Origin of the sequence: Parageobacillus sp. KH3-4 (assembly GCF_022846435.1) — a bacterium.
In the GTDB taxonomy this organism is placed as follows: domain Bacteria; phylum Bacillota; class Bacilli; order Bacillales; family Anoxybacillaceae; genus Parageobacillus; species Parageobacillus thermoglucosidasius_A.
This window is the reverse complement of sequence record NZ_AP025627.1, coordinates 630,992-651,155: the sequence shown is the minus strand read 5'-3', so window position 1 is coordinate 651,155 and position 20,164 is coordinate 630,992. Positions and strand designations below refer to the sequence as shown.

Below are 20,164 nucleotides of genomic sequence, written 5' to 3'. Positions count from 1 at the left end.
AATTTCCTTTTTTAAACATCCTTGTAGATTAACTCCAGATTCTATATTATACTGATGTAAACTTAGATCTTAAATGTACGAACAAGTTCTTGCAGTTCCTCCGCCATATTTTCCAACGATTTTGCCGCTGAGGTGATTTCCTCCATTGAAGCGAGCTGTTCTTCGGTAGAAGCGGCAATTTCTTCAGATGTTGCTGCATTTTCTTTCGCGACGACCGCCAATTCGTTAGTTGTGGAAGACAATTCTTGGATCCCGGCAGAAATTTGTTGCGCCGTTGCAGAAATATCCTCCAATTGTGAAGAAATATCCTTCATGCCTTGCAAGATTAGGCTAAATTTTTGCGTTGTTTCTTGCGAGATTTCAATTCCCGTTTTTACATTTTGTGTCGCTTGTTTCATCATTTGCACGGTATTTTCCGTATCTTTTTGGATGCTAAAAATCAGTTCAGCGATTTGCTTCGCTGACTCCCGGGACTGTTCCGCCAGTTTTCTCACTTCGTCAGCGACGACGGCAAAGCCTTTTCCGTGTTCTCCCGCCCTTGCCGCTTCAATCGCAGCATTTAACGCAAGAAGGTTCGTTTGATCGGCAATTTCTCTAATCACATCCAGTATTGTGCCAATCTCTTTGGAACGTTCATACAGCACATTAATCATTTCTTCTGATTTAGACACAGATTGCTGAATCGAATTCATTTGTTCGACCGTTTTTTGAACAGAGTTTCCCCCATCTTCCGCTTGTATAGTCATTTGTCTCGACAAATCTGTAATTACTGTGGAACGATCGGCGATATTTGTAACCCCCTGCGCCATTTGTTCCAAGGCAGTGGCGTTCGATTCCACTTTGCTTGTCTGAATCTCCGCTCCATTCGCCACTTGCTGAATACCTGATGCGACTTGCTCCGTCGCTAAGGTAGTTTGATCGGCGCTTGCCGTCAGTTCCTCGGAAGATGCGGCTACCTGCTCCGCCGCTGTTGTCACATGTTTTAGTAGATTCGCTAAATTTTCTTTCATTTTGTTGTAGCTGTCTATAATTTGGCCGATCTCATCACGCGCATGATCCTCAATATCAACAGTAAAATTTCCTTCCCCAGCTTGTTTAAGAGCGTTAGAAATAGATGACAGTCTAATGCGGATTTTTCGTGTAAACCATAAAATGATCAGAGCCGAAATAATGAGCACAATAAGCGTTGAAAGGATAAATGTTTTCAAAAAAGAAGCAATAGTGGAATCAATAAATTTTTGCGGTGCACCTATGTAAAAAATGCCTATATTTTCCCCGTTTGCATTCTTAATAGGCATGTATCCAGTTTGATATTTCTCTCCTACCACTTCCGCTTCGCCAAAATAAGCTTTTCCTTCTTTTAACACGACATTTGCAACCTTATCGGAAACCTTTGTACCAACGACACGTTTGCCATTTCTTATTACGTTCGTTGCTACTCTAGTGTTTTCTTGGAAAATAGTAACCGTTCCACCAGTTAGTCTCCCTATTTCATCGACTAATTCATAATTATTATTGATTTTTGCATCTCCCTTATAAAGGCTGCCATCCTTCAACACCCAATCTCCCTCATATTTCTTATCAATATATTGATAAGCTAAAGCGAGATCAGATTTCACTTTTTCAATCGCCGCTTTTTTCATCCCTTTCGTAATTTGAACATCCGCGATAACCGTGATAATTGCTGACAAAAGAATAATCACGCTTAACACAAGTAAATTAATTTTCGTTCCAAGTTTTAATTTGTTCATTATACTCACCTTCTATCATTGCTATCTTCGCAGCTCCGAACCTAACCGCTGATTTTTCTACGTCCAATAGCATTTGCAACGGGAAACATATCATTTTTTAAGATGGATTAAACATTCTATTTAGTGCAATAAATGTTTTTATAAACCAAAATAGTATAAATATAATAATAAGAACCATTGTTACCATTTTCTGAATTTCCATAAAACGAAAATATACGATGACATCCTAATCTATCATCCTTCTTCCTCATCCCCCCTTCATTTGTCTGATAAATTGATTAACATGATGGATATAATTGTAATGGAAAAACTAATATCAGTAAATCATCTTATCTTCCTAATCTTTTATAATTTATAAAATATGGTTAATAATCATAAAAACAGACAAGTTAAACAAAGGCGCAACCGCAACTGCTTTTAATAAGCAGGTTTCATTCGCATGGCGGCACATCGCGAAAAGAAAACAGCCTATTTTTTGGATGTAAAAGTCTTCACTACACAAATTTTCTCTTCCTGAATCGCGTTTGCTAAAAATAAAAAAACGGGCTCCACATTTATGAGAGCCCACGAACAACATCATTGTCATTCAAGTCAAAGAAAACGTCGCATCTTCCCGCAATGTTTCTTTAGCTACAATCAATAGTATATGAAGATTTATTGTTTCTGAATTCATAAAAAACAAGCTTATTCTCTATCAAACTTAAATTTGCGAACCAGTTCCTGTAACTCTTCAGCCATGTTCGCCAATGATTTTGCTGCCGATGTAATTTCTTCCATCGATGCGAATTGCTCTTCCGCAGAAGCAGCGATTTCTTCGGATATCGTAGTACTTCTTTTCGCAACAGACGCCAATTCGTTGACAGTCGCACTCAATTGTTGAATTCCTGCAGAAATTTGCTGCACTGTTGCGGTGATATCTTCCAGTTGTGTTGAAGCATCTCTTGTACTTTCCATAATTGCATTGAATTTCTGAGTCGTTTCTTGTGAGATTTCCATTCCGCCCTTTACGTTTTGTATTGCTTGTTCCATCATTTGCACGGTATTTTCCGTATCTTTTTGGATGCTAAAAATCAGTTCAGCGATTTGCTTCGCTGACTCCCGGGACTGTTCCGCCAGTTTTCTCACTTCGTCAGCGACGACGGCAAAGCCTTTTCCGTGTTCTCCCGCTCTTGCCGCTTCAATCGCAGCATTTAACGCAAGAAGGTTCGTTTGATCGGCAATTTCTCTAATCACATCCAGTATTGTGCCAATCTCTTTGGAACGTTCATACAGCACATTAATCATTTCTTCTGATTTAGACACAGATTGCTGAATCGAATTCATTTGTTCGACCGTTTTTTGAACAAAGTTTCCTCCATCTTCGGCTTGGATAATCATTTGTTTTGATAAATCGGTAATCGCCACAGAATGATTCGCAATATTTGTAATCCCTTGTGCCATTTGTTCAAGAGCGGTAGCGCTTGACTCCATTTTACTTGCTTCCTCTTCTGCTTCACTCGCGATTTTCCTAGTACCTGATGAAACTCGTTCTGTTGCCTGCGCAGTGTGATCCGCGCTCGCCGTTAACTCCTCCGAAGAAGCGGCTACCTGCTCTGCCGCGGTCGTTACATGTTTAAATAAATTTTTCAAATCTTCCCTCATCTTATTGTAACTATGTATAATTTGCCCAATTTCATCTTGAGCATCATCTTGAATATCTACGGCAAAATTCCCTTCTCCTGCCTGTTGGAGGGCATTAGAGACAGATGTTAATCTGCGATGAATTTTTCGCGTAAACCATAAAATAATCAGAACAGAAATAATAAGTACGACAAGCGTTGAAATAATCAGCGTCTTGAAAAGTGAAGAGATCGTGGCATCAATATTTCTTTGATGCATACTTACGCAAAAAATGCCGATGTTTTCTCCATCCGAATTCTGAATCGGCATATATGCCGCTTGAAATGTTTCTCCTAAAGTTTCTACCTCTCCAAAATAAGTTTTTCCTTGTTTCAACACGATGTTTGCGATTTTTTCGGGAACAGCAGTACCAACAACCCGCTTGCCATTTTTTTTGATATTTGTGGCTACCCTAATGTCATTTTGGAAAATAACAACATTGCCATTGACCAGTTTTCCAATTTGATCAACGATTTCATTATTATGATTCATTTTTACATTTCCTTTATAAAGCGCACCGTCTTTTATCATCCAGTCTCCTTTGTACTTCTCATCGATATATTGATAAGCAAGCAGAAGGACAGCTTTTACTTTTTCCACTGTCGATTTTTTCATGCCTTGGGTAATTTGAACATTTGCAACGATCGTAATAATTCCTGATAAACAAATAATTACGCACAACACAATGAGGTTAATTTTTGTTCCCAGCTTTAGCGCTTTCAATTCCATTCACCTTCTATATTGCACTGTTTTCGTTTTAGGTCTTCCAGCTAGCGTAAACACGAAACTGAACCATGTTTCTTTTCATTTCAACGCATTATGGCATAGGAATGCATAACCAAAAATTCTTTGCCGCACCACACCTCCTTTTTCTGCGTCAAACTACCCAATTAATATTGTTAAAATTATATAACTCATTATAATTTTATGATAAATGGCTCATATAATAAATCAGATCATATTCCTAAAATTCCTAAATTTCCTAAAGTATATATAGATCAAAAAGAAATTTGTCATCCATGCGTTTCCAAACGATATCGCTAAGTTCATTTCGCAAAATATCCTGAGCGGACAGCAGCGCAAATTAGCCCATGATTTCGGACCTGCTTTTTCGAATTACGAAAATAATGCGCAAATCTTTATAAATCATTCCATATTCTTCAAGCATTCGGTGACATACATAAAAAAACGGAGAAGCCTTTTTGTTAACTCCTCCTCAGCAAAGAGGTGCTCCGCTGCCAGTAATAAAGTGACAACAGCAATAGCTTAACATTTACTAAGCGCAATTTTTGGTCTTCACCTCTTATCGTTACAATTTACCTCTTATCGTTACAATTTACCTCTTATCGTTACAATTTATGAAACGAACTTTACTATCAAATGAACAAGATATCAGCGCCATTCCTTAACAAAGCCTTTAGAGAAGGAGAAATTGCCCTAACACATTATGTTCGCTTTCCATGCGAATGCGCCTCGACATGAATAGCGCAAATGCTTGCTTGGCAACGATAAACGCCGTTTTTTATTACCCGCTGAGAAGGAATATCGCCGGTTTTCCGCGAAATCAATCAGGAAGATAATGAAAGTGCTCATTCCATCCAAAAGAGGTGTTGTAAATGGATTTCACACTAGTCATGTCCTTTTTAGGAGTGGCGATCTTGCTGACGTTAATGCCCGGGCCAGATATTCTGTTCGTAATTGTCCAAAGCATTTCACAGGACAAAAAAGCAGGAATCATAACGGCGCTGGGACTTTGTTCAGGCCTCATTGTACATATCACGGCTGCAGCGCTTGGGGTTTCGGCAATCATTTATCAATCTGCTTTAGCTTTCGCCGTCGTAAAATATGCGGGTGCAGCTTATTTGCTCTACTTAGCATGGCAATCGTTTAAGGAAAAGGAGACAAGCTTTGCCATTAACCATACCAAGCCGTTAAAGTATCGATCATTGTATAAAAAAGGAATTCTCATGAATCTGCTTAACCCAAAAGTATCATTGTTCTTTTTAGCATTATTGCCTCAATTTGTGAATAAACAAATGGGACACATTACGTTACAGATGGTCATTTTGGGGATTATTTTTCTGGTTCAAGCCTTGGTGGTTTTTGTCGCCGTCAGCGTGTGTTCAGAGAAACTGCGCCATATCCTGCTTGCTAATTCGTTCATAGCAAAACGAATGAACATCGTAAAAGGTTCGCTATTAGCGCTTATCGGCATACAGATTGCGTTTAGTGAAAAATGAAATCGTTAAAAAGAGCGCTCTTTCCTGCAGATGCAAGCACCGCCAAACAAACTCAGGAAAGAGGCGCTCTTTTATAAAAAAAGGCCGCATTCCCGGATCTATGCAAAATGCTCTCAAGAATCGATATGTCGTTTGCTTAATTGAATATTCCGTTCCATCATTTTGGCAATGGTCGCGGAATCATATTTATTGCTTGCTTTTAAGCCATTAATAACGTTTTGTTGTCTTTCGATGGAGTGATTCTGGCTTAACTTCCATTTCCCTTCCATCTTATTTATTGAGATTTCAAATACAACGATACCGTTCATTAAACGATCGATGAACTCATCATTAAATTGAGCATTCCAAGGAGTGGGCATAGAAAACTAACCATCTTTTCCATCCGTTCAACTATTTCTTCGTTTTTCTCTATGATTCTAACTGTTCCATATACATGGACTGCTACATAATTCCAAGTAGGTACAGTGTTTGGTTCGTTATACCAAGAAGCGGATATGTAAGCGTGTGGGCCCGGAAAGACTACAAGAACTTCTTTACCATTTAATTTATTCCAATGAGGATTCTGTTTTGCCATATGCCCGATCAGCACACCGTTCTCTCCCGTTTTTGCATCCATTAAAAAAGGCAAATGTGTGGCTAACGGCCCGCTTTCTTCCTGAGAAAATAAAATTCCAAAACTGTTGTCTCTAATAAAATTTACTAATTTTGTTTTATCATTAACCTCAAAAGCTTTTGGTATGTACATTTCTCATTTCCCTCCAAAAATTTTACATAATTATAATAATAAAAGAATAAAAATTCAACAACACCATCATCCCTCATCAGATGAAATCCCGGAAATGGCGTAAAAAGAAACGGCAAAAAGCGGTCTTGCTTTCCAGAGGCTTAAGCCCGCTGAACCGAGAGCGAAATTTTATTAGAACTTGACCCGATTCATCTTCCGCTTACTTCGTGAAATTGGTTTATTTATGATAAATTTTCGTGAAGAAATTTTAAGCAAAAAAATCCCTTCAAACCTACGCTTTTTGAAGGGGAATTTTATTTACATTTTCTTTAAACCTTCATTCATTTTATTTGCCAATTTTTTGAAATATAAATAATGGCAAACCCATATAACTATATAGATGGCAATAAATATAGCTACTGAAATAATGATACTTTTCCACTCAAACGGGATCCATCCAATTCCCAAGGACAAGATAAAATATAGAACAATTACTGTAACAAAGTGCAAAGCCGTTTGTTGCGATAGACGGAGTGATTCTAATTCAAAATAAAGAGAAGACACGATGAGAAACCACCCACAAAATATGAAACTAAATGAGTTTTTTAAAAAACTTTCCCCATTAATGACATGCAAATGGCCGAAATAGATGATACAGCTAGTTACAATGATTGAAAGAAAAGAACCGATCAATATACCGATGATGCTTCTGTATAAAAAAATTTTCATTCTTTTTTCCCCCTATTCATTTTTAACGCTTTTTTGATGGCATGAACATAATGTCGGGAAACGTACTCTTTCACTCCTGATTTAAAATAAACGCATAAAGTGCCATTGAATGACGCTTCAAACCGGCTCAACTCATGGAGATTTGCAATGACTGACTTAGAAATACGAACAAACTTGTTAGAGGGGAGCAATTTTTCGAGCTCATACATCTTTTCTTTCAATTTAAATGCTCCTTCGGCTGTGACAGCCTGGACGGCATCCCCATGCGTACGAAAAAAATGGATCTCATTTGGCTTTAAAATATAATGCATATCACCATTTTTGCCAACAATAAAATTCGTTTCTATCCCTTTTAAGAAATCAAGAATTTCTTTAATCGTGTCATCTACTTCTTTACAGTGAATGGTCACGAGCGTCTCATCGTAATCATTGTCAATATCTAAGGACACTTTCATTCTGTCAGCCTCCTTTACATTCATCTTTATTAAAATTGTATTCGTTATGTTAGCTGTTGCCTTCATCATAAAGGTAAAAGGTCATTTTTCAACCCCATCTGGCAAAAATCGTCCTTTCAAATGCATGCTTACGAAAAAAATTATTTATTCAAAAAGAAAATTTCTTTACTTAATAAAGAACGTGTTGCAAAACGCATAATCCATGCATAAACGCACATAAAAAATCCACCACCTTGGAAATCATATACAGCGGCCTAAAAACCGCTCGCCAAGGGGTGGACACAATCATGATATTCAATCGGAACAACGGATATGCATGGCCTTATGGAATCGATCCACACTTTTAGAAACATTATCATAAATAAATTAAGCTTGTCGCAATCTCCACCATATACAGCTTTCCACTCTTTTTTTGGATCGAGCTACATCATTAAGAGTGGAAGGAAAATAAATAAACATTTCTTTTAACAGATCTAAATAAAGTTGATTTTCCTTGTCTATAAATGACGGATGAGTAGTGACACCTGAAATTGAAAAATATTCGCATAAATGTTGCATTTACAGAATCGATAATATAATCTCATTCTAACCACATCCTCTGTAAATAAACTGTATTAGGCGGATTAATCTTTATCGATTAAATCCGCCCTTCTATATTAGGGTCGTGTATATAAATTAGCTAAACTATAATAATGATCCTAACAGTCAAACAAAAATTATGAATATAATCACTTTCTGCCAACTCTTATCATTCTTTCATTATTTTCAGTTTAGTGCCTACTCCGATTTTTGGTAATTCCTTTTGTTCTAAATGTAATGTTCCTGGCAATTGAGGAGTTGTGGAACCATCAAACTTCAAAGTAATGTGACCTAACCTCCCAAGGTTTTGACAGACTACATCGCCTACAGAGGTAATTACAAATTTTTCATTATCCATATAAAGTACATCCCCCGTTTGAATTTCCTCTGTTACTTCAACAACATCAATGACAAAACAATAATTTTTAAGTTCATCCGGCGCTCTGTCACCAAACAAGATCAACATTTTTTCTGATAAAAATTCTTCTGCCATTGGACCAACACTTTTAATTGTGTTTTCATAAATGGTTCTCATAATGATCCAGCACTAGAATGAATCGGTGCCGCTAACCTCCTCTTATAAATTTTCTTTTTCAATTATTCCAATATACTTACTAAGAGTATAGACCGAAACTTGCTGCCCAAGCCAATAGCACACGCGGTACACCCGTTAAAAACCGGGAGTACAGCACCGAGGGTACCCCTACCTCTACTGTCTCTGGTTCTGCTTCAGCTAAACCTAAGCCGACAGGAATAAAATCACAGGCGTTTTGTGTATTAATAGCAAATAATGCTGGCAGCGCCAAATTTGGCGGGATATTGCCTTTAGCAATTTCTACGCCAATTAATGTCCCAATGACTTGTGCAATAACAGCACCAGGACCGAGTAAAGGCGACAAGAATGGCAATGAACAAATAAAACCGATAATGATAAGCCCCCAGATATTTCCTGCTAGAGGTGACATCATTTTGGCAAACCAATTGCCAACCCCTGATCCTTGGATAATGCCAATTAATAGTGATACAAAAGCCATAAATGGGATGATGGTAGTAATAAGCGTTTGAACAGCATCACGTCCCGCCTGATAGAAGGTATTAATAACTTTACCTACTCCTAATCCAATTTTAGTTAACAAACTTTTATTTTCCTCTAATGCTTTTGTCTCCGAAATCTTCTTATCAGTGCTATACTTGAATTTTTTCTCTATCGGCTGTGCTGTTTGCTCCTGCCGGCGCTCTTCCATCCCCTCCTCAACAGGCTGGATTTCATTGAGCCCGACAGCTGACACATAAATGTCTTCCGTAATATATTTTGCTAAAGGACCGCTTTTGCCTGTTGGCATGATATTAATTGTTGGGATCCGTTTTTGCGGATAAATTCCACAGCGGAGCGTGCCGCCGCAATCAATTACGGCTACAGCAATTTCTTCATCTGGAACAGTGGTATTAAAGCCGTTAACCGGTTCTGCGCCTGTTAATTCAGCAATTTTATCTACAATCTCCGGTTTGGTCCCTCCGCCAGTAATATAGACAATTTTATTTCGAGTTTCATTTGGTGTGATAATAAGTGGTCCGCCAAAGCCGCCATTTCCTTTTACAACTTTAACGGATCTATACTTTTTTTGGGATGGATGTTTTTCTGTCGACTGGTAATTTGCCACGGAATAGCCCTCCTTTTTCATTGCAGTTTGACTTCATCGCTTAATGTAATATTTTGTTGTTTGGATACCCATGCAGTTGTAAAATCTGTGACCCAGCCAGACATTAAATTGGCAACTAAACCTACCAACAAATAGCGTACCGCTAATTCTGTAGTACTTAAGCCTAATTTCTCAATACCAGCGGCAATGCCTAAATAAACAAACAACTCACCTGGATTTATATGGGGAAACAAACCGTTGTTAGTGTGATTAAAATAAGCAGCAGATGCATAATAACTTGGTTTATATTTCTCAGGCAGGAAACGCCCCAATGACAGAGACATCGGATTTCCTAACATAAAAGTTCCAAAAAACGGAAGTACCATATAACGCATTATCGGATTCTTTGCAGATTTTTTAGCCAGCCAATTCACTCTTTCTTCCCCAATTAATCGAATTAACGTATTCATAGCTACTAACAAAAGCAAGACTACAGGAATGATATTGGTCATCCATGAAATAAAAGTTTCCGCACCTGTTTTAAAAAGATTCATAAATCCTTCGGCAAACTTCACTAAAAAATCCATTTTATTCACCCCAGAATTATTTTTTTGCCATCAAGAAATTTTCTGCTTTTGTAATGATTCGTCTGTAAACACTTAGCTTTTCCGGTATTTCTCCCCCATTCATGATTACTTTGTAATTATTAATTGCATCTTTAACAGCAATGCGCACTAATTTATTGAAATTATTTAAATCATTATCATTTATCGATAAAATATTTTTATTCTCAAATCCTTTCAATTTTTTGAATTTGGCAAACACAGTAACACCTTGCATTTTTTTCGCATCAAGGATATCTCCCTTATTGTTGACCGCAAATAAAACAATAGTGCCTGCCCGAAACTTTCCCGGCCTTCTGCCAATCGCCACCTTTCCTTTGCGCCGCAATTCGATATATGTCTTTGTAAAATTTCGAATTTGAAAATATCCAAGTGCCAGCTGAATCATAAATGCCGCTGCCATGAACAGCATGACGATAAACATTTCTTCACCATCCCCTTACGTTATGCTCAAGTAAATGGGATATTTCATCATAGCTTTTCGAAAGCGCCAATCTATTTATCAATTGGCGGTCATTGGCAACTGTAATAATTTCATCATAGATTTTGACTAATAAACTGGAATCCTGTTTCATATGTTGCGGCACTCCAAGTAAAAAAATCAATTTAATCTCTTTTCTGGAAAACGTTTGCAAAGGGCGGGCAAAAACACCTAATGATAAAACGACATTCTCGCTGGCGCAATTAAACGTGTGAGGAAGTGCAATATAACTGTCAAATATCGTCGTTCCCTTTTCTTCCCGTTCTTTAAGGCGCTTTTTAAAATCTGCATCCACGTAACCTTTTTCATATAAGCTATCCACCATAACGCAAATATTTTCCCAGTAATCCTTATTGTGATCTAGGATAAAAAAGCGATCTTCACCAAGGAGTGCGCTAAGTATTGAATGTTTTAACTTAACGTTAGGCAGATTATATTTTCTATAGAAAGCGACTCTCTCCACTTCTTTTGCCACATAAGCTTCATCAAAAATCTCACTTATTTGAATTAAAGGCTGCTCTAACGGAAACGGTATATAAACCGTAGAAAACACCAGATCATAATCAGATAAGATTTCTTTCGTAATTTCATGATCGGAAAACAAATCTATCGATACATGATTCCCAATCACTCTCTGCAATTGAATCATGACTATACGCGCTGTTCCTCTTCCAGTACCGCAAACCACCGCTACTTTCCGCAAGTGTCTTTCTCTATTTTCGTTTTCCCCGATGAATACCCCAAAATATAAAGCTAAATAACCAAGTTCATCCTCTGAAACAGGAATATCATACTTTTCTTCAATCACTTTTCCCGCAACTTCAGCCATTTTATACGCAACCGGATATTTCCTTTTGATATCGCCTAACAAAGGATTTTTTAAGCGAATGTCAAATATCAAACGGTTGATCATAAATGTCAAGTGATATTCAAGATCTTTCAACAAAGGTTGGTTATTGATCTTAAGATTCATCTCTGCATCAAGTTTCTCAATAATTAAATTCATTAATCCTTTAATTTCCTCAGTAATTGTAATATCTGCCATGGATTTGGTATTCGCCGGTGTCCTTCTGCCGACAATCGGCAATGTGATAAAAATAATTTCTGGAATAGGGATTGCAATATTCAGCGTTCTCTCTATTAAATAAGCAATTTCTTTCGCAATCTTAAACTCTTTTGTTTCTAATAATTTGTAATATTTCTCATTAAGGCGATCCAGCGGATGTTCGTTTAATAACCGATCTAACATCAACGTAACAAATTTTGAGAGCATTTCCTGTGAAGCAGACTCTATCGCATAACGCTGAGCTGTTTGTAAAACAATTTCTTTAATCTCTTTATCAAGCGGATAATCACTGTACAAATAGTCGTAAATATTTTCTATAATAAAAAGGCGCAAATTCAGTTCTTCACCACTTAAATACATGCCTTTATTTTGCTTTCCAATAATTTTTAATCCATATGGATTCAATACTGCAGCAGCTTTTTTTAAATCATTAATCAATGTTGTTCTGCCAATATTCATGTTGAACGCTAATTCATCAATCGTGTTGCTATCGTCTTCTGCCATTAAATGTTGAATAATAAAAGCAAGGCGTTTTTGCGGTGTGTCCATGATGTGTGCTTGCCGGGAAATTTTTTTGAATATCTCTTCAAATTTTGCATAATCTTCTATATATAAATGGAACCCTTTCCCTCTTATGTTTTTGAAATAAGCAATTCCTTTTAAGTCTTTATTTATTTGCTTAATATAGTTTCGAATCGTCCTTGTACTTACTCCAAGCTTTTCTGCTAAAGAATCAAGTGTGTAATATTGCTTTTTCACCCCTAAACAGAGGATTTGATATACCTTGTCTTCTGCATAACAATCCACTATTCCATCCCACCTTTAATAAGTGGAATCAAGAGCCGTCACAAATAATAATCTATCCCCGGGATTTTCCTCCAGTAATGTTTATGGTCGTACCTGTAATGTAGCTTGCTCGGTCTGAAGCGAGAAAACACACTAAGTCAGCTATTTCATCCAGCTTGCCGACCCGGCCAAGCGGGATAGATTTGGCATAATCTGTTTCAAGATCATCCACGTTCACACCGCGAGTATAAGCGAGTGCCCGATTATATTCAAAATTTGTTAAACCTGTTTTTTCGTTAATGCCAGGTGCAACACCAACGACTCGAATATTAAATTTTCCTAATTCTTTCGCCCAAGAACGAGTAAAACCATTTAAAGCGCCTTTTGTGGCAGAATAACAGCTTTGTCCAGCCGAGCCTTCCATTCCCGCTTCGGATGAGATGTTAATGATCACTCCTTTGTTTTGCTTTAACATTTCCCTTACAACAGCCTGTGAGCAGAGAAAAGGGCCTTTTTGGTTAACAGCTACCATAAAATCAAAATCTTTTTCGCTTAATTCATACTTGCTGTTTTCTCCGCGATAATCAACTAAGAGGCGTGGCAAATTTACCCCTGCGTTATTCACCAAAATGTCTATCTTTCCAAAAATCTCAATTGTCTTGGAAACCATTGTTTGCACACTTTCTTTGTTTGTGACATCGCATTGAATGTGATAAATCCCGTCTTCTTTTTTGCCCGTCTCAACATTTAAATCACCAACAACCACTTGAGCACCGTTATTAACTAGCTGCTTTGCAATATGAAGCCCAATGCCTGATGCTCCTCCTGTAACTATTGCTACCTTTCCTTCTAATTCTAGCCACGATTTCATCATTGCATTTCCCCCGTTTTCATCATAATTTTGAAAACGCAATCATTTTTCTTTTCTGATTTATAATATATTTTTTTATGTAATAGAAATTAATACATAGTTTTTCACTTTCAGTGCAAAAAGGTGTATGAATTGAGGGAGTGACCCTCTATAAAAGTTCTTGTTCCGGTTTTTTTCTCTACGTTTGTCAACGGAAACGAAAACATGTCTCTTTCGACCGCTCACGCTCACTTCGCCAAAATCTAAACGTATCAAAGGACTTCGGCATTTCCAAAAAACATTTGACACAATTCATCCATTCGTCCAACAAATTAGAATAAAATGGTAATTTAAAGTTAGAGAAGAGATGGTATATTAAACATTTGTATAAAGAGTTTCTCTGAAATACATTTTTGAGATTAGACCAGCAAAAAAAGGCCGAAATCCATCGGCCTTTTTTGTATGGCGAACCCGCTAGCATAACGGCGAATGGTTAATGGCATATCATATCTTCTCTCCCCCATTGTTTTTTTGCTAATCAAGGTCTTTTCTTTTCAGAATAAGGCATCTTCGTAATGACAATTGGGTTATTTAGTTTTGCATTGGGAATTTGTTGTGGCTCTTTTTGAGCTGGCATCGTTTGAATCTTCTTTGCTTCTGGCGGAAGCGGATCATTTACAGAATCCCTGATTATAAATTTCTGTTCAAACTGTTCCCTCTTTACCGTCAATTTCTTTTCCATTTGTTCATGATCCTGCACTGCTGCTGAATGACGGCAACCAAATAAAACGATGCTTGCCATCAAAATTAACGGAACGAAAATGAACGTTTTCATTTTGAGCCTCCCTGCTCATTGATATTCAAATAGGTAAAGTCAAACCTTTTTCGGTTCAAAAAACTAAAAAGCGAAAATCACTAATTCCTACCGCAAATCCTTTTTCCCTAACTTGTCACTTCAATAAAGACGAGTGAGGAAAACGTTCCAACAAACTAAATCGCGTTATTCATTTTCTTTTAGATCAGTCTAATAACAAAACCAGCATGCTTTATTTTTTCCTGAAACACATACTAAATGAGTTGATGTCCGTAGAAATACAGCAACAACTTTTGTAACACATATCCCCTATCTTACCAAACTCAACAATCCATGCCCAAAAGTAGTTTCGATTATCGTTAATTGTTAATTTTGGCGGTTACACTTATCATTCACTTATGCGTTTTCGAATTTCTGATGCAACAGCGGCAGGGTCGTCTATCTCAAAAATCACATACTTATATTTTTCATGGCCTTCCAATTCCATTATTAACAGAGGAACTCTGTTCTCATAAGAAAGAAAGTACCACTCATCCGCGTATTTAAAACTTCCCTCAAAAATATTAAATGCAGAAATAGAAGTTCCAGGCATCCGAAGCATCCATTGTGGAGCATCAAAATAATCCACATACACCTTTTTAATTGTTGGATAAGGAATTTTTAACTTGAACTTTAATGCAAGTAATCCTGTTACCCCATTCAATTTTAGAATTACCCCTTCATCACTGAATTGTACTTCCCTTCCCATCCCCCATCCTCCTCGAACAACAAAAATTTTATCTATGAACAACTGACCGTTTATTGTTTTGATATTTCTTCTTGGAATGAATGATTAGATAAATAAATTTGATTGTTAGATATCCTAAAACTCCTCCAAAAGTATTTAAAATTAAATCATCGATGTCGAAACTCCCAAATCCAAATAAAAGTTGAAGAATTTCATATGCAAAGCTTAGACTAAATGTTGTAATCATAACAGCTTTAAGGTTTAGAAACTTTTTCGATAATAATGGAAGCATAAACCCTAAAGGTACAAAACTTATTATGTTTCCGACTATGTTCTCAATTCGGATATTCAAATTTATATCTGCTAAGAACAAATAATAAATAATTGTTTTTAAAGGAATAAAATTACTTGAACGCCAGAGATATTCATTATAACTAAAAGAGAAATGATTGATTGCCTCTGATAAAGAAAGATATTTAAATAAAATTAGTTTCGTAAGGACGGATAGATATATACATAATAATATTGTTAAGGAGCCTTTCACCAAAATTCTCATATTCGCCACTCCATTAGAAAGTTTCAAAACATCCATTAATGACATTACTTTTTTCTTATAAGTCAGAATTTTTATTAAATTTATCTTCCACGTTAGCCAACCTATGAAACTAGCTGTATCACAGATGATAGAAGGTAATTCGTTCTTCCCTGGGAACAATCATGCCGCATTTATGGGTCACTGTCAGAAGAACGAAAATACTCATTCTCAGGATAGTTGAACAAGGATTGATAAAATTTAATGAAACATCACCCTCTTTATAATGCTTTTGTTTTATCAGTTTCCAGAGATATACCTTTTCTTTGAAGTTGTAAATGAACAAAGCCAAATATTGAAGAAAATATTAGCAATCCCCCTGATAAAATGTATACAAGACGAACACCTATAAGGTCTGTTAATGCTCCAATACCAACTATAGAAAAAATAAAGATGCATTGTACTAATGCTGATTTAGCAGCAAGTATTTTCGTCAATGTCTTTTCGTCTGTGCTATTTTGAAACATTGTCTCTTGTGCCAAATCTCTTATTTGATATGCAGGACCCATGAATAGGACCAACAATAACGCGAGATAAGGATTAGTTACAAAACCATAAGCAAATGTTAGTAATCCAAATATTGCAGAACCAGTTAACATAAATACCGTTAAATGTCCTTGCATAAGTTTTGAAAGCCTATAAACCATCAAGCCACCTAAAATTGTCCCCAAATAGTATCCACCGTTAATATAACCCCACCATACTTCACCTTTACCAAGAGCTTCTTTTACAAACGTTAATGTTACGGCTCCTATCCAAATGGTCCCTACCCAAGCCTCCATTAAATCCATTGCAATAATAATACGCAGGCCCTTATGTTGAAAAAGATACTTCCACCCAGCCGTTAAACGACGAAGTAATCCTTCTTGCGATTTTATGTTAGAAGTTTCGTTTACTTTCACGAATAATAAACAGACGATGGATAATAAAATGAAACAAAACGTAATGAAGAGTATTGTTTGTTTGCCAAGCAAAGCCAACAATAACCCACCGAATGTCCATCCAGCAAATAAAAATGTTTGGTCAACACTTGCTATTAGACTATTAGCCTTCACCCTTAAATTTTCCTTTACGATTGTTTTTACTATCGAACTTTTGATAGGAGAGAAAAAACCATTAAAAAAAGATATAAATGCCAACAAAATAAATATCAACATTAAAATAGCCGTATTTAATGCTTGTAAAAAAAGGAGCCATAATCCTAAAAGCAAAGCCAGTTGAATCAATTGGGAGGATATCAACAAATTCGATAATTTAAATCGGTCGGATATTGCCGGTAATAATATGCCGCTTATCATCCGGGAAACCACACTGATCAAAGTAACAGTCGCAGATAATGTTGTAGAGCCAGTTTCATTATATAAATGCATTACTACTGCCATGGTATAAAGAGCAAAACCAAGATTAGTTGAAGTCTGGCTAACTAAAAGAGCGTAAAAGGAACGAGGCAAAATAGCTCCTCCTTTACATAATGAATATGAAAAATACTTACACCAATACAGTTCAGAGTAATAGGATCTCTTCTTCAGCCAAACAGATCCGTTAGCCGAACAAGAAAAAAAGGATACTTGGTCGGGATATAGAACCCTTAAACTGGGAGTCATTTCTTATAGGTCCATATGCAAAATAAACAATTCTCCTTTTTTGCCCATCACTCGTAATCCTTTATCCTTAAAGCCGCTCTTTTTATATACATACTGGGCTGCCTTATTCATATGATTTACAGCTAATATGATTTCATTTTTGTTTGGAAAATACTTTTTCACAAAAGATGGTAACAACATTAGCGACTGTTTAGCTATTCCTTTGCCTTGGAAAGAAAAATGAACCGAAAATGCCCGCAAAAGAATAGCGTCTCTATTATCGCTATATTCCTTCACACCCTCCCATTCGTGTAACACAAAAAATCCAGCCGGACTATTATTAAAGAGAATAACGATAGGGTGACGGCCAACCTCTTTTTCGCATTTAGCAATTGCGTCTAATGGCAATGAAGTATATTTAAGCTGTTCTTGTGGTAAATAATAATTCTCTAGCTGCAATTTATACTCTGGCTTATAAAAATCCAAGGTAACAACATCTTTATGAACTATATGATTTGTCATTAGCGTCCACCCCATCAATACTTTTTAATGTATTGTATCTTTTTTCCTCAACTTCTTCAAATATCCTGACCGGTTATTTTGAACAAGAAAAGGGTTAGTTTTTCCTGTTTCACTAAACGAAAGAAGCCCCTTGATAATGTTGGGGGATTTAGTGTAATAATAAGGATAAAATTAAATAATTGAAAATTCTGATCGTGGAGGTATTATAACATTGCAAATCGGAGGTATTAACCATTTAACTTTCTCTGTATCTGATTTAGAGAAATCCATTTGTTTTTACCAAAATGTGTTCGGCGCGAAACTATTAGTCAAAGGTAGAAATTTAGCTTACTTTGACTTAAATGGGATTTGGTTAGCTTTAAATGTTCAACGGGATATTCCGCGAAACGAAATCCATCATTCGTACACCCATATAGCCTTCTCTATAAAGGAAGAAGACTTTGATTCTGTGGTACAAAAGTTGAAAGAATTGGGCGTCAATATTCTCCCAGGTAGACAGAGAGATGAAAGAGACAAACGTTCCGTTTATTTTACAGACCCTGATGGACATAAATTCGAATTTCATACAGGCAGCTTGAACGACCGATTATCTTATTACAGAAGCGAAAAACAACATATGCAATTTTTTGATTAAAATAACAATTGTGAATTCTTGACATTTTATCGTGCTTCTACTAAAAAATTTGAATATCTTATTTTTCCGAGTAAATGCAACGAATTTGATAAATGGATAAGACGAGGGCTACGGATGTGTTTATAAAACAAAAACAAGCGTCCGGAAACTTAGAGGATTAAGTGTTTCCAACCATAAGGCATTCGAGTGGGACAATTCATGCAAGAATATCGGCTAATGCCTGCAGCCCATTTCTAAGTAAAACCCTCGACAATTCCTACTGGAGTCATCGAGGGTTAAGAAGTTCTTCGAAAGATAGCAATTTCTGCGTCTTTTACACGTATCTCAATTGAACCCCTAATTATTTTTTAGTTTTTTACGCATATAAATAGGAAGACCTAAAACGGTTAAACCTATTCCACATAACGCTAGGAATGTTTGTGTGAATAAGGTATTAATAACGATAAATAGCCCGCCAATAATAGCTATTATAGGTATAACAGGATATAGAGGTACCTTGTAAGGTCGCACAAGATCCGGTTCTTTTTTACGTAAAATGATTACTGCAAGAAAAGTCATCGTATAGAATATCCATATAACAAACACTAACATATCTGTTAATGTATTAAATCCACCTAAAAGCATCATAATTATCGCAATCAACAAGATGAATATTCCAGAATTATAAGGGATTCGAGTTTTATTAGATAGCGTAGCAAACCATTTGCTAAAAGGTAATTTATCTTCTAATGCCATTGCATAAGGGATTCTCATTCCCGTCATAGTATACCCATTAATGGTGCCAAATACCGAAATTAAAATACCTATGCTAACTAATTTTCCACCCATCGTACCAAAAAGAATGGTTGCTACATCAGATGCAGGTGTATCAGTCCCTGCAAGGGCTGTTGCCGGCATCACCAATAGGAATGCCATATTAATTAATAAATAAACGATCATAACAATCGATAGCCCTAGTATAATTGCTTTAGGTAAATCTTTCTTAGGATTTTTCATTTCTCCAGCGACATTTCCTACATGAATCCATCCATCATAGGCAAACATTGTTGCCAGCAACCCAGAACCAAGGGCCGACATAAAAGCTTTATCTGGCCCTGCTTCAATCGGGAACAGTTGGAAAGTTACATCACCTTTGTGTAGCAATCCGAAAATAGAAATAAGAGCTAAAGGAAGTAATTTACATATGGTAAAAACAGTCTGAATGCCCCCAGCGGCTTTAGCACCTAAAAAGTTCATCAGTGTGATAAAGGTCGCAGTAATAATCGCAATTCCCACAATCATCATTCTATGTTCATTAGCATTTAACCCAAACAGGCTCACAGTTTGGGTTCCAAAAATAATCGCAAGTGCAGCAATGTTTGCTGGAAAGTAAATAATAGTTTGTGCCCACCCTAATAAAAATGCTGTTAAATTTCCATAAGTGCGTTTTAAATAGGCCATCATGCCGCCTGTTTCCGGAATAGCTGCCGATAATTCAGCTGCTGTTAATCCAGCACAAATCGTTAACACGCCCCCGATAAGCCATGCAAGCAACCCTAAACTTGCTGTCCCAGTGACACCATATACTGCAGTTGGCTTAAAGAAAACACCCGCTCCAATTACAGTACCAATAACCGTAGTTAAAGCAGCCAAGAGACCAATTTCTTTTTTTAGCTCCTGTTGTGACAAAGTAATCACTCCTGTCTTATTGTGTTTTGGATATATGACCT

Annotated in this window: 19 protein-coding genes; 2 read left to right on the top strand and 17 right to left on the bottom strand. The window is 36.7% G+C overall.

Annotated elements, in window-relative coordinates; translation table 11 throughout:
• Nucleotides 1-62: 62 nt before the first annotated feature.
• Both MWM02_RS03360 and MWM02_RS03355 read right to left on the bottom strand, forming a co-directional pair.
• Entirely contained in the window at nt 63-1,751 is a 1,689-nt protein-coding gene (locus tag MWM02_RS03360) for a methyl-accepting chemotaxis protein (protein WP_244402934.1), read from the bottom strand.
• Between the two features lie 684 nt (nt 1,752-2,435).
• On the bottom strand, nt 2,436-4,133 hold the full coding sequence (locus tag MWM02_RS03355; protein WP_244402933.1) for a methyl-accepting chemotaxis protein: 1,698 nt from the start codon (nt 4,131-4,133) through the stop codon (nt 2,436-2,438).
• A gap of 893 nt (nt 4,134-5,026) precedes the next feature.
• On the opposite strand from MWM02_RS03355, the gene MWM02_RS03350 reads away from it, so the two are divergent.
• On the top strand, nt 5,027-5,650 hold the full coding sequence (locus tag MWM02_RS03350; protein WP_244402932.1) for a LysE family translocator: 624 nt from the start codon (nt 5,027-5,029) through the stop codon (nt 5,648-5,650).
• A 307-nt stretch (nt 5,651-5,957) separates the two neighbouring features.
• On the opposite strand, the gene MWM02_RS03345 is transcribed toward MWM02_RS03350, so the two are convergent.
• The 14 genes from MWM02_RS03345 to MWM02_RS03280 all read right to left on the bottom strand — a co-directional run bounded on the left by MWM02_RS03345 (nt 5,958) and on the right by MWM02_RS03280 (nt 17,821).
• Nucleotides 5,958-6,395: an FMN-binding negative transcriptional regulator gene (locus MWM02_RS03345; protein WP_346015931.1), complete on the bottom strand. Its 438-nt coding sequence runs from the start codon at nt 6,393-6,395 to the stop codon at nt 5,958-5,960.
• Between the two features lie 297 nt (nt 6,396-6,692).
• Nucleotides 6,693-7,103, bottom strand: coding sequence for a DUF3021 domain-containing protein (locus MWM02_RS03340; RefSeq protein ID WP_064551363.1), 411 nt, complete (start codon nt 7,101-7,103; stop codon nt 6,693-6,695).
• A complete protein-coding gene (locus MWM02_RS03335) occupies nt 7,100-7,558 on the bottom strand; it encodes a LytTR family DNA-binding domain-containing protein (protein WP_064551361.1) in 459 nt (152 codons plus the stop codon). Before MWM02_RS03335 ends, MWM02_RS03340 begins: the two co-directional genes overlap by 4 nt.
• A gap of 748 nt (nt 7,559-8,306) precedes the next feature.
• Nucleotides 8,307-8,672 carry a PTS glucitol/sorbitol transporter subunit IIA gene (locus MWM02_RS03330; protein ID WP_064551359.1) on the bottom strand — a complete coding sequence of 122 codons (366 nt, stop codon included), beginning with the start codon at nt 8,670-8,672 and terminating at the stop codon, nt 8,307-8,309.
• A gap of 79 nt (nt 8,673-8,751) precedes the next feature.
• Nucleotides 8,752-9,798 (bottom strand): PTS glucitol/sorbitol transporter subunit IIB, encoded by a 1,047-nt coding sequence (gene srlE / locus MWM02_RS03325; RefSeq protein ID WP_064551357.1) that lies wholly within the window; start codon nt 9,796-9,798, stop codon nt 8,752-8,754.
• A 17-nt stretch (nt 9,799-9,815) separates the two neighbouring features.
• Nucleotides 9,816-10,364, bottom strand: coding sequence for a PTS glucitol/sorbitol transporter subunit IIC (srlA, locus tag MWM02_RS03320; RefSeq protein WP_064551355.1), 549 nt, complete (start codon nt 10,362-10,364; stop codon nt 9,816-9,818).
• Nucleotides 10,365-10,380: 16 nt separating this feature from the next.
• Nucleotides 10,381-10,824, bottom strand: a complete 444-nt coding sequence (locus MWM02_RS03315) for a transcriptional regulator GutM (RefSeq protein WP_244402931.1) — start codon at nt 10,822-10,824, stop codon at nt 10,381-10,383.
• Nucleotides 10,825-10,828: 4 nt separating this feature from the next.
• Nucleotides 10,829-12,754 (bottom strand): BglG family transcription antiterminator, encoded by a 1,926-nt coding sequence (locus MWM02_RS03310; protein ID WP_244402930.1) that lies wholly within the window; start codon nt 12,752-12,754, stop codon nt 10,829-10,831.
• A 52-nt stretch (nt 12,755-12,806) separates the two neighbouring features.
• Complete coding sequence (locus tag MWM02_RS03305) at nt 12,807-13,607, bottom strand: SDR family oxidoreductase (RefSeq protein ID WP_244402929.1); 801 nt, start codon at nt 13,605-13,607, stop codon at nt 12,807-12,809.
• Nucleotides 13,608-14,121: 514 nt separating this feature from the next.
• Nucleotides 14,122-14,418, bottom strand: coding sequence for a hypothetical protein (locus tag MWM02_RS03300; protein WP_064551346.1), 297 nt, complete (start codon nt 14,416-14,418; stop codon nt 14,122-14,124).
• 367 nt (nt 14,419-14,785) lie between these two features.
• Nucleotides 14,786-15,145, bottom strand: a complete 360-nt coding sequence (locus MWM02_RS03295) for a hypothetical protein (protein ID WP_064551344.1) — start codon at nt 15,143-15,145, stop codon at nt 14,786-14,788.
• 28 nt (nt 15,146-15,173) lie between these two features.
• Nucleotides 15,174-15,680, bottom strand: coding sequence for a VanZ family protein (locus MWM02_RS03290; protein WP_064551341.1), 507 nt, complete (start codon nt 15,678-15,680; stop codon nt 15,174-15,176).
• 257 nt (nt 15,681-15,937) lie between these two features.
• Nucleotides 15,938-17,167 carry an MFS transporter gene (locus MWM02_RS03285; protein ID WP_244402928.1) on the bottom strand — a complete coding sequence of 410 codons (1,230 nt, stop codon included), beginning with the start codon at nt 17,165-17,167 and terminating at the stop codon, nt 15,938-15,940.
• Nucleotides 17,168-17,323: 156 nt separating this feature from the next.
• Nucleotides 17,324-17,821 carry a GNAT family N-acetyltransferase gene (locus MWM02_RS03280; RefSeq protein WP_244402927.1) on the bottom strand — a complete coding sequence of 166 codons (498 nt, stop codon included), beginning with the start codon at nt 17,819-17,821 and terminating at the stop codon, nt 17,324-17,326.
• A 211-nt stretch (nt 17,822-18,032) separates the two neighbouring features.
• Here MWM02_RS03280 and fosB point away from each other — a divergent pair, with 211 nt between their 5' ends.
• Nucleotides 18,033-18,455 (top strand): metallothiol transferase FosB, encoded by a 423-nt coding sequence (fosB, locus tag MWM02_RS03275; protein ID WP_244402926.1) that lies wholly within the window; start codon nt 18,033-18,035, stop codon nt 18,453-18,455.
• Between the two features lie 336 nt (nt 18,456-18,791).
• Here fosB and MWM02_RS03270 read toward each other — a convergent pair whose 3' ends face one another.
• Nucleotides 18,792-20,123: an APC family permease gene (locus MWM02_RS03270; protein ID WP_064551337.1), complete on the bottom strand. Its 1,332-nt coding sequence runs from the start codon at nt 20,121-20,123 to the stop codon at nt 18,792-18,794.
• Between the last annotated feature and the right edge of the window lie 41 nt (nt 20,124-20,164).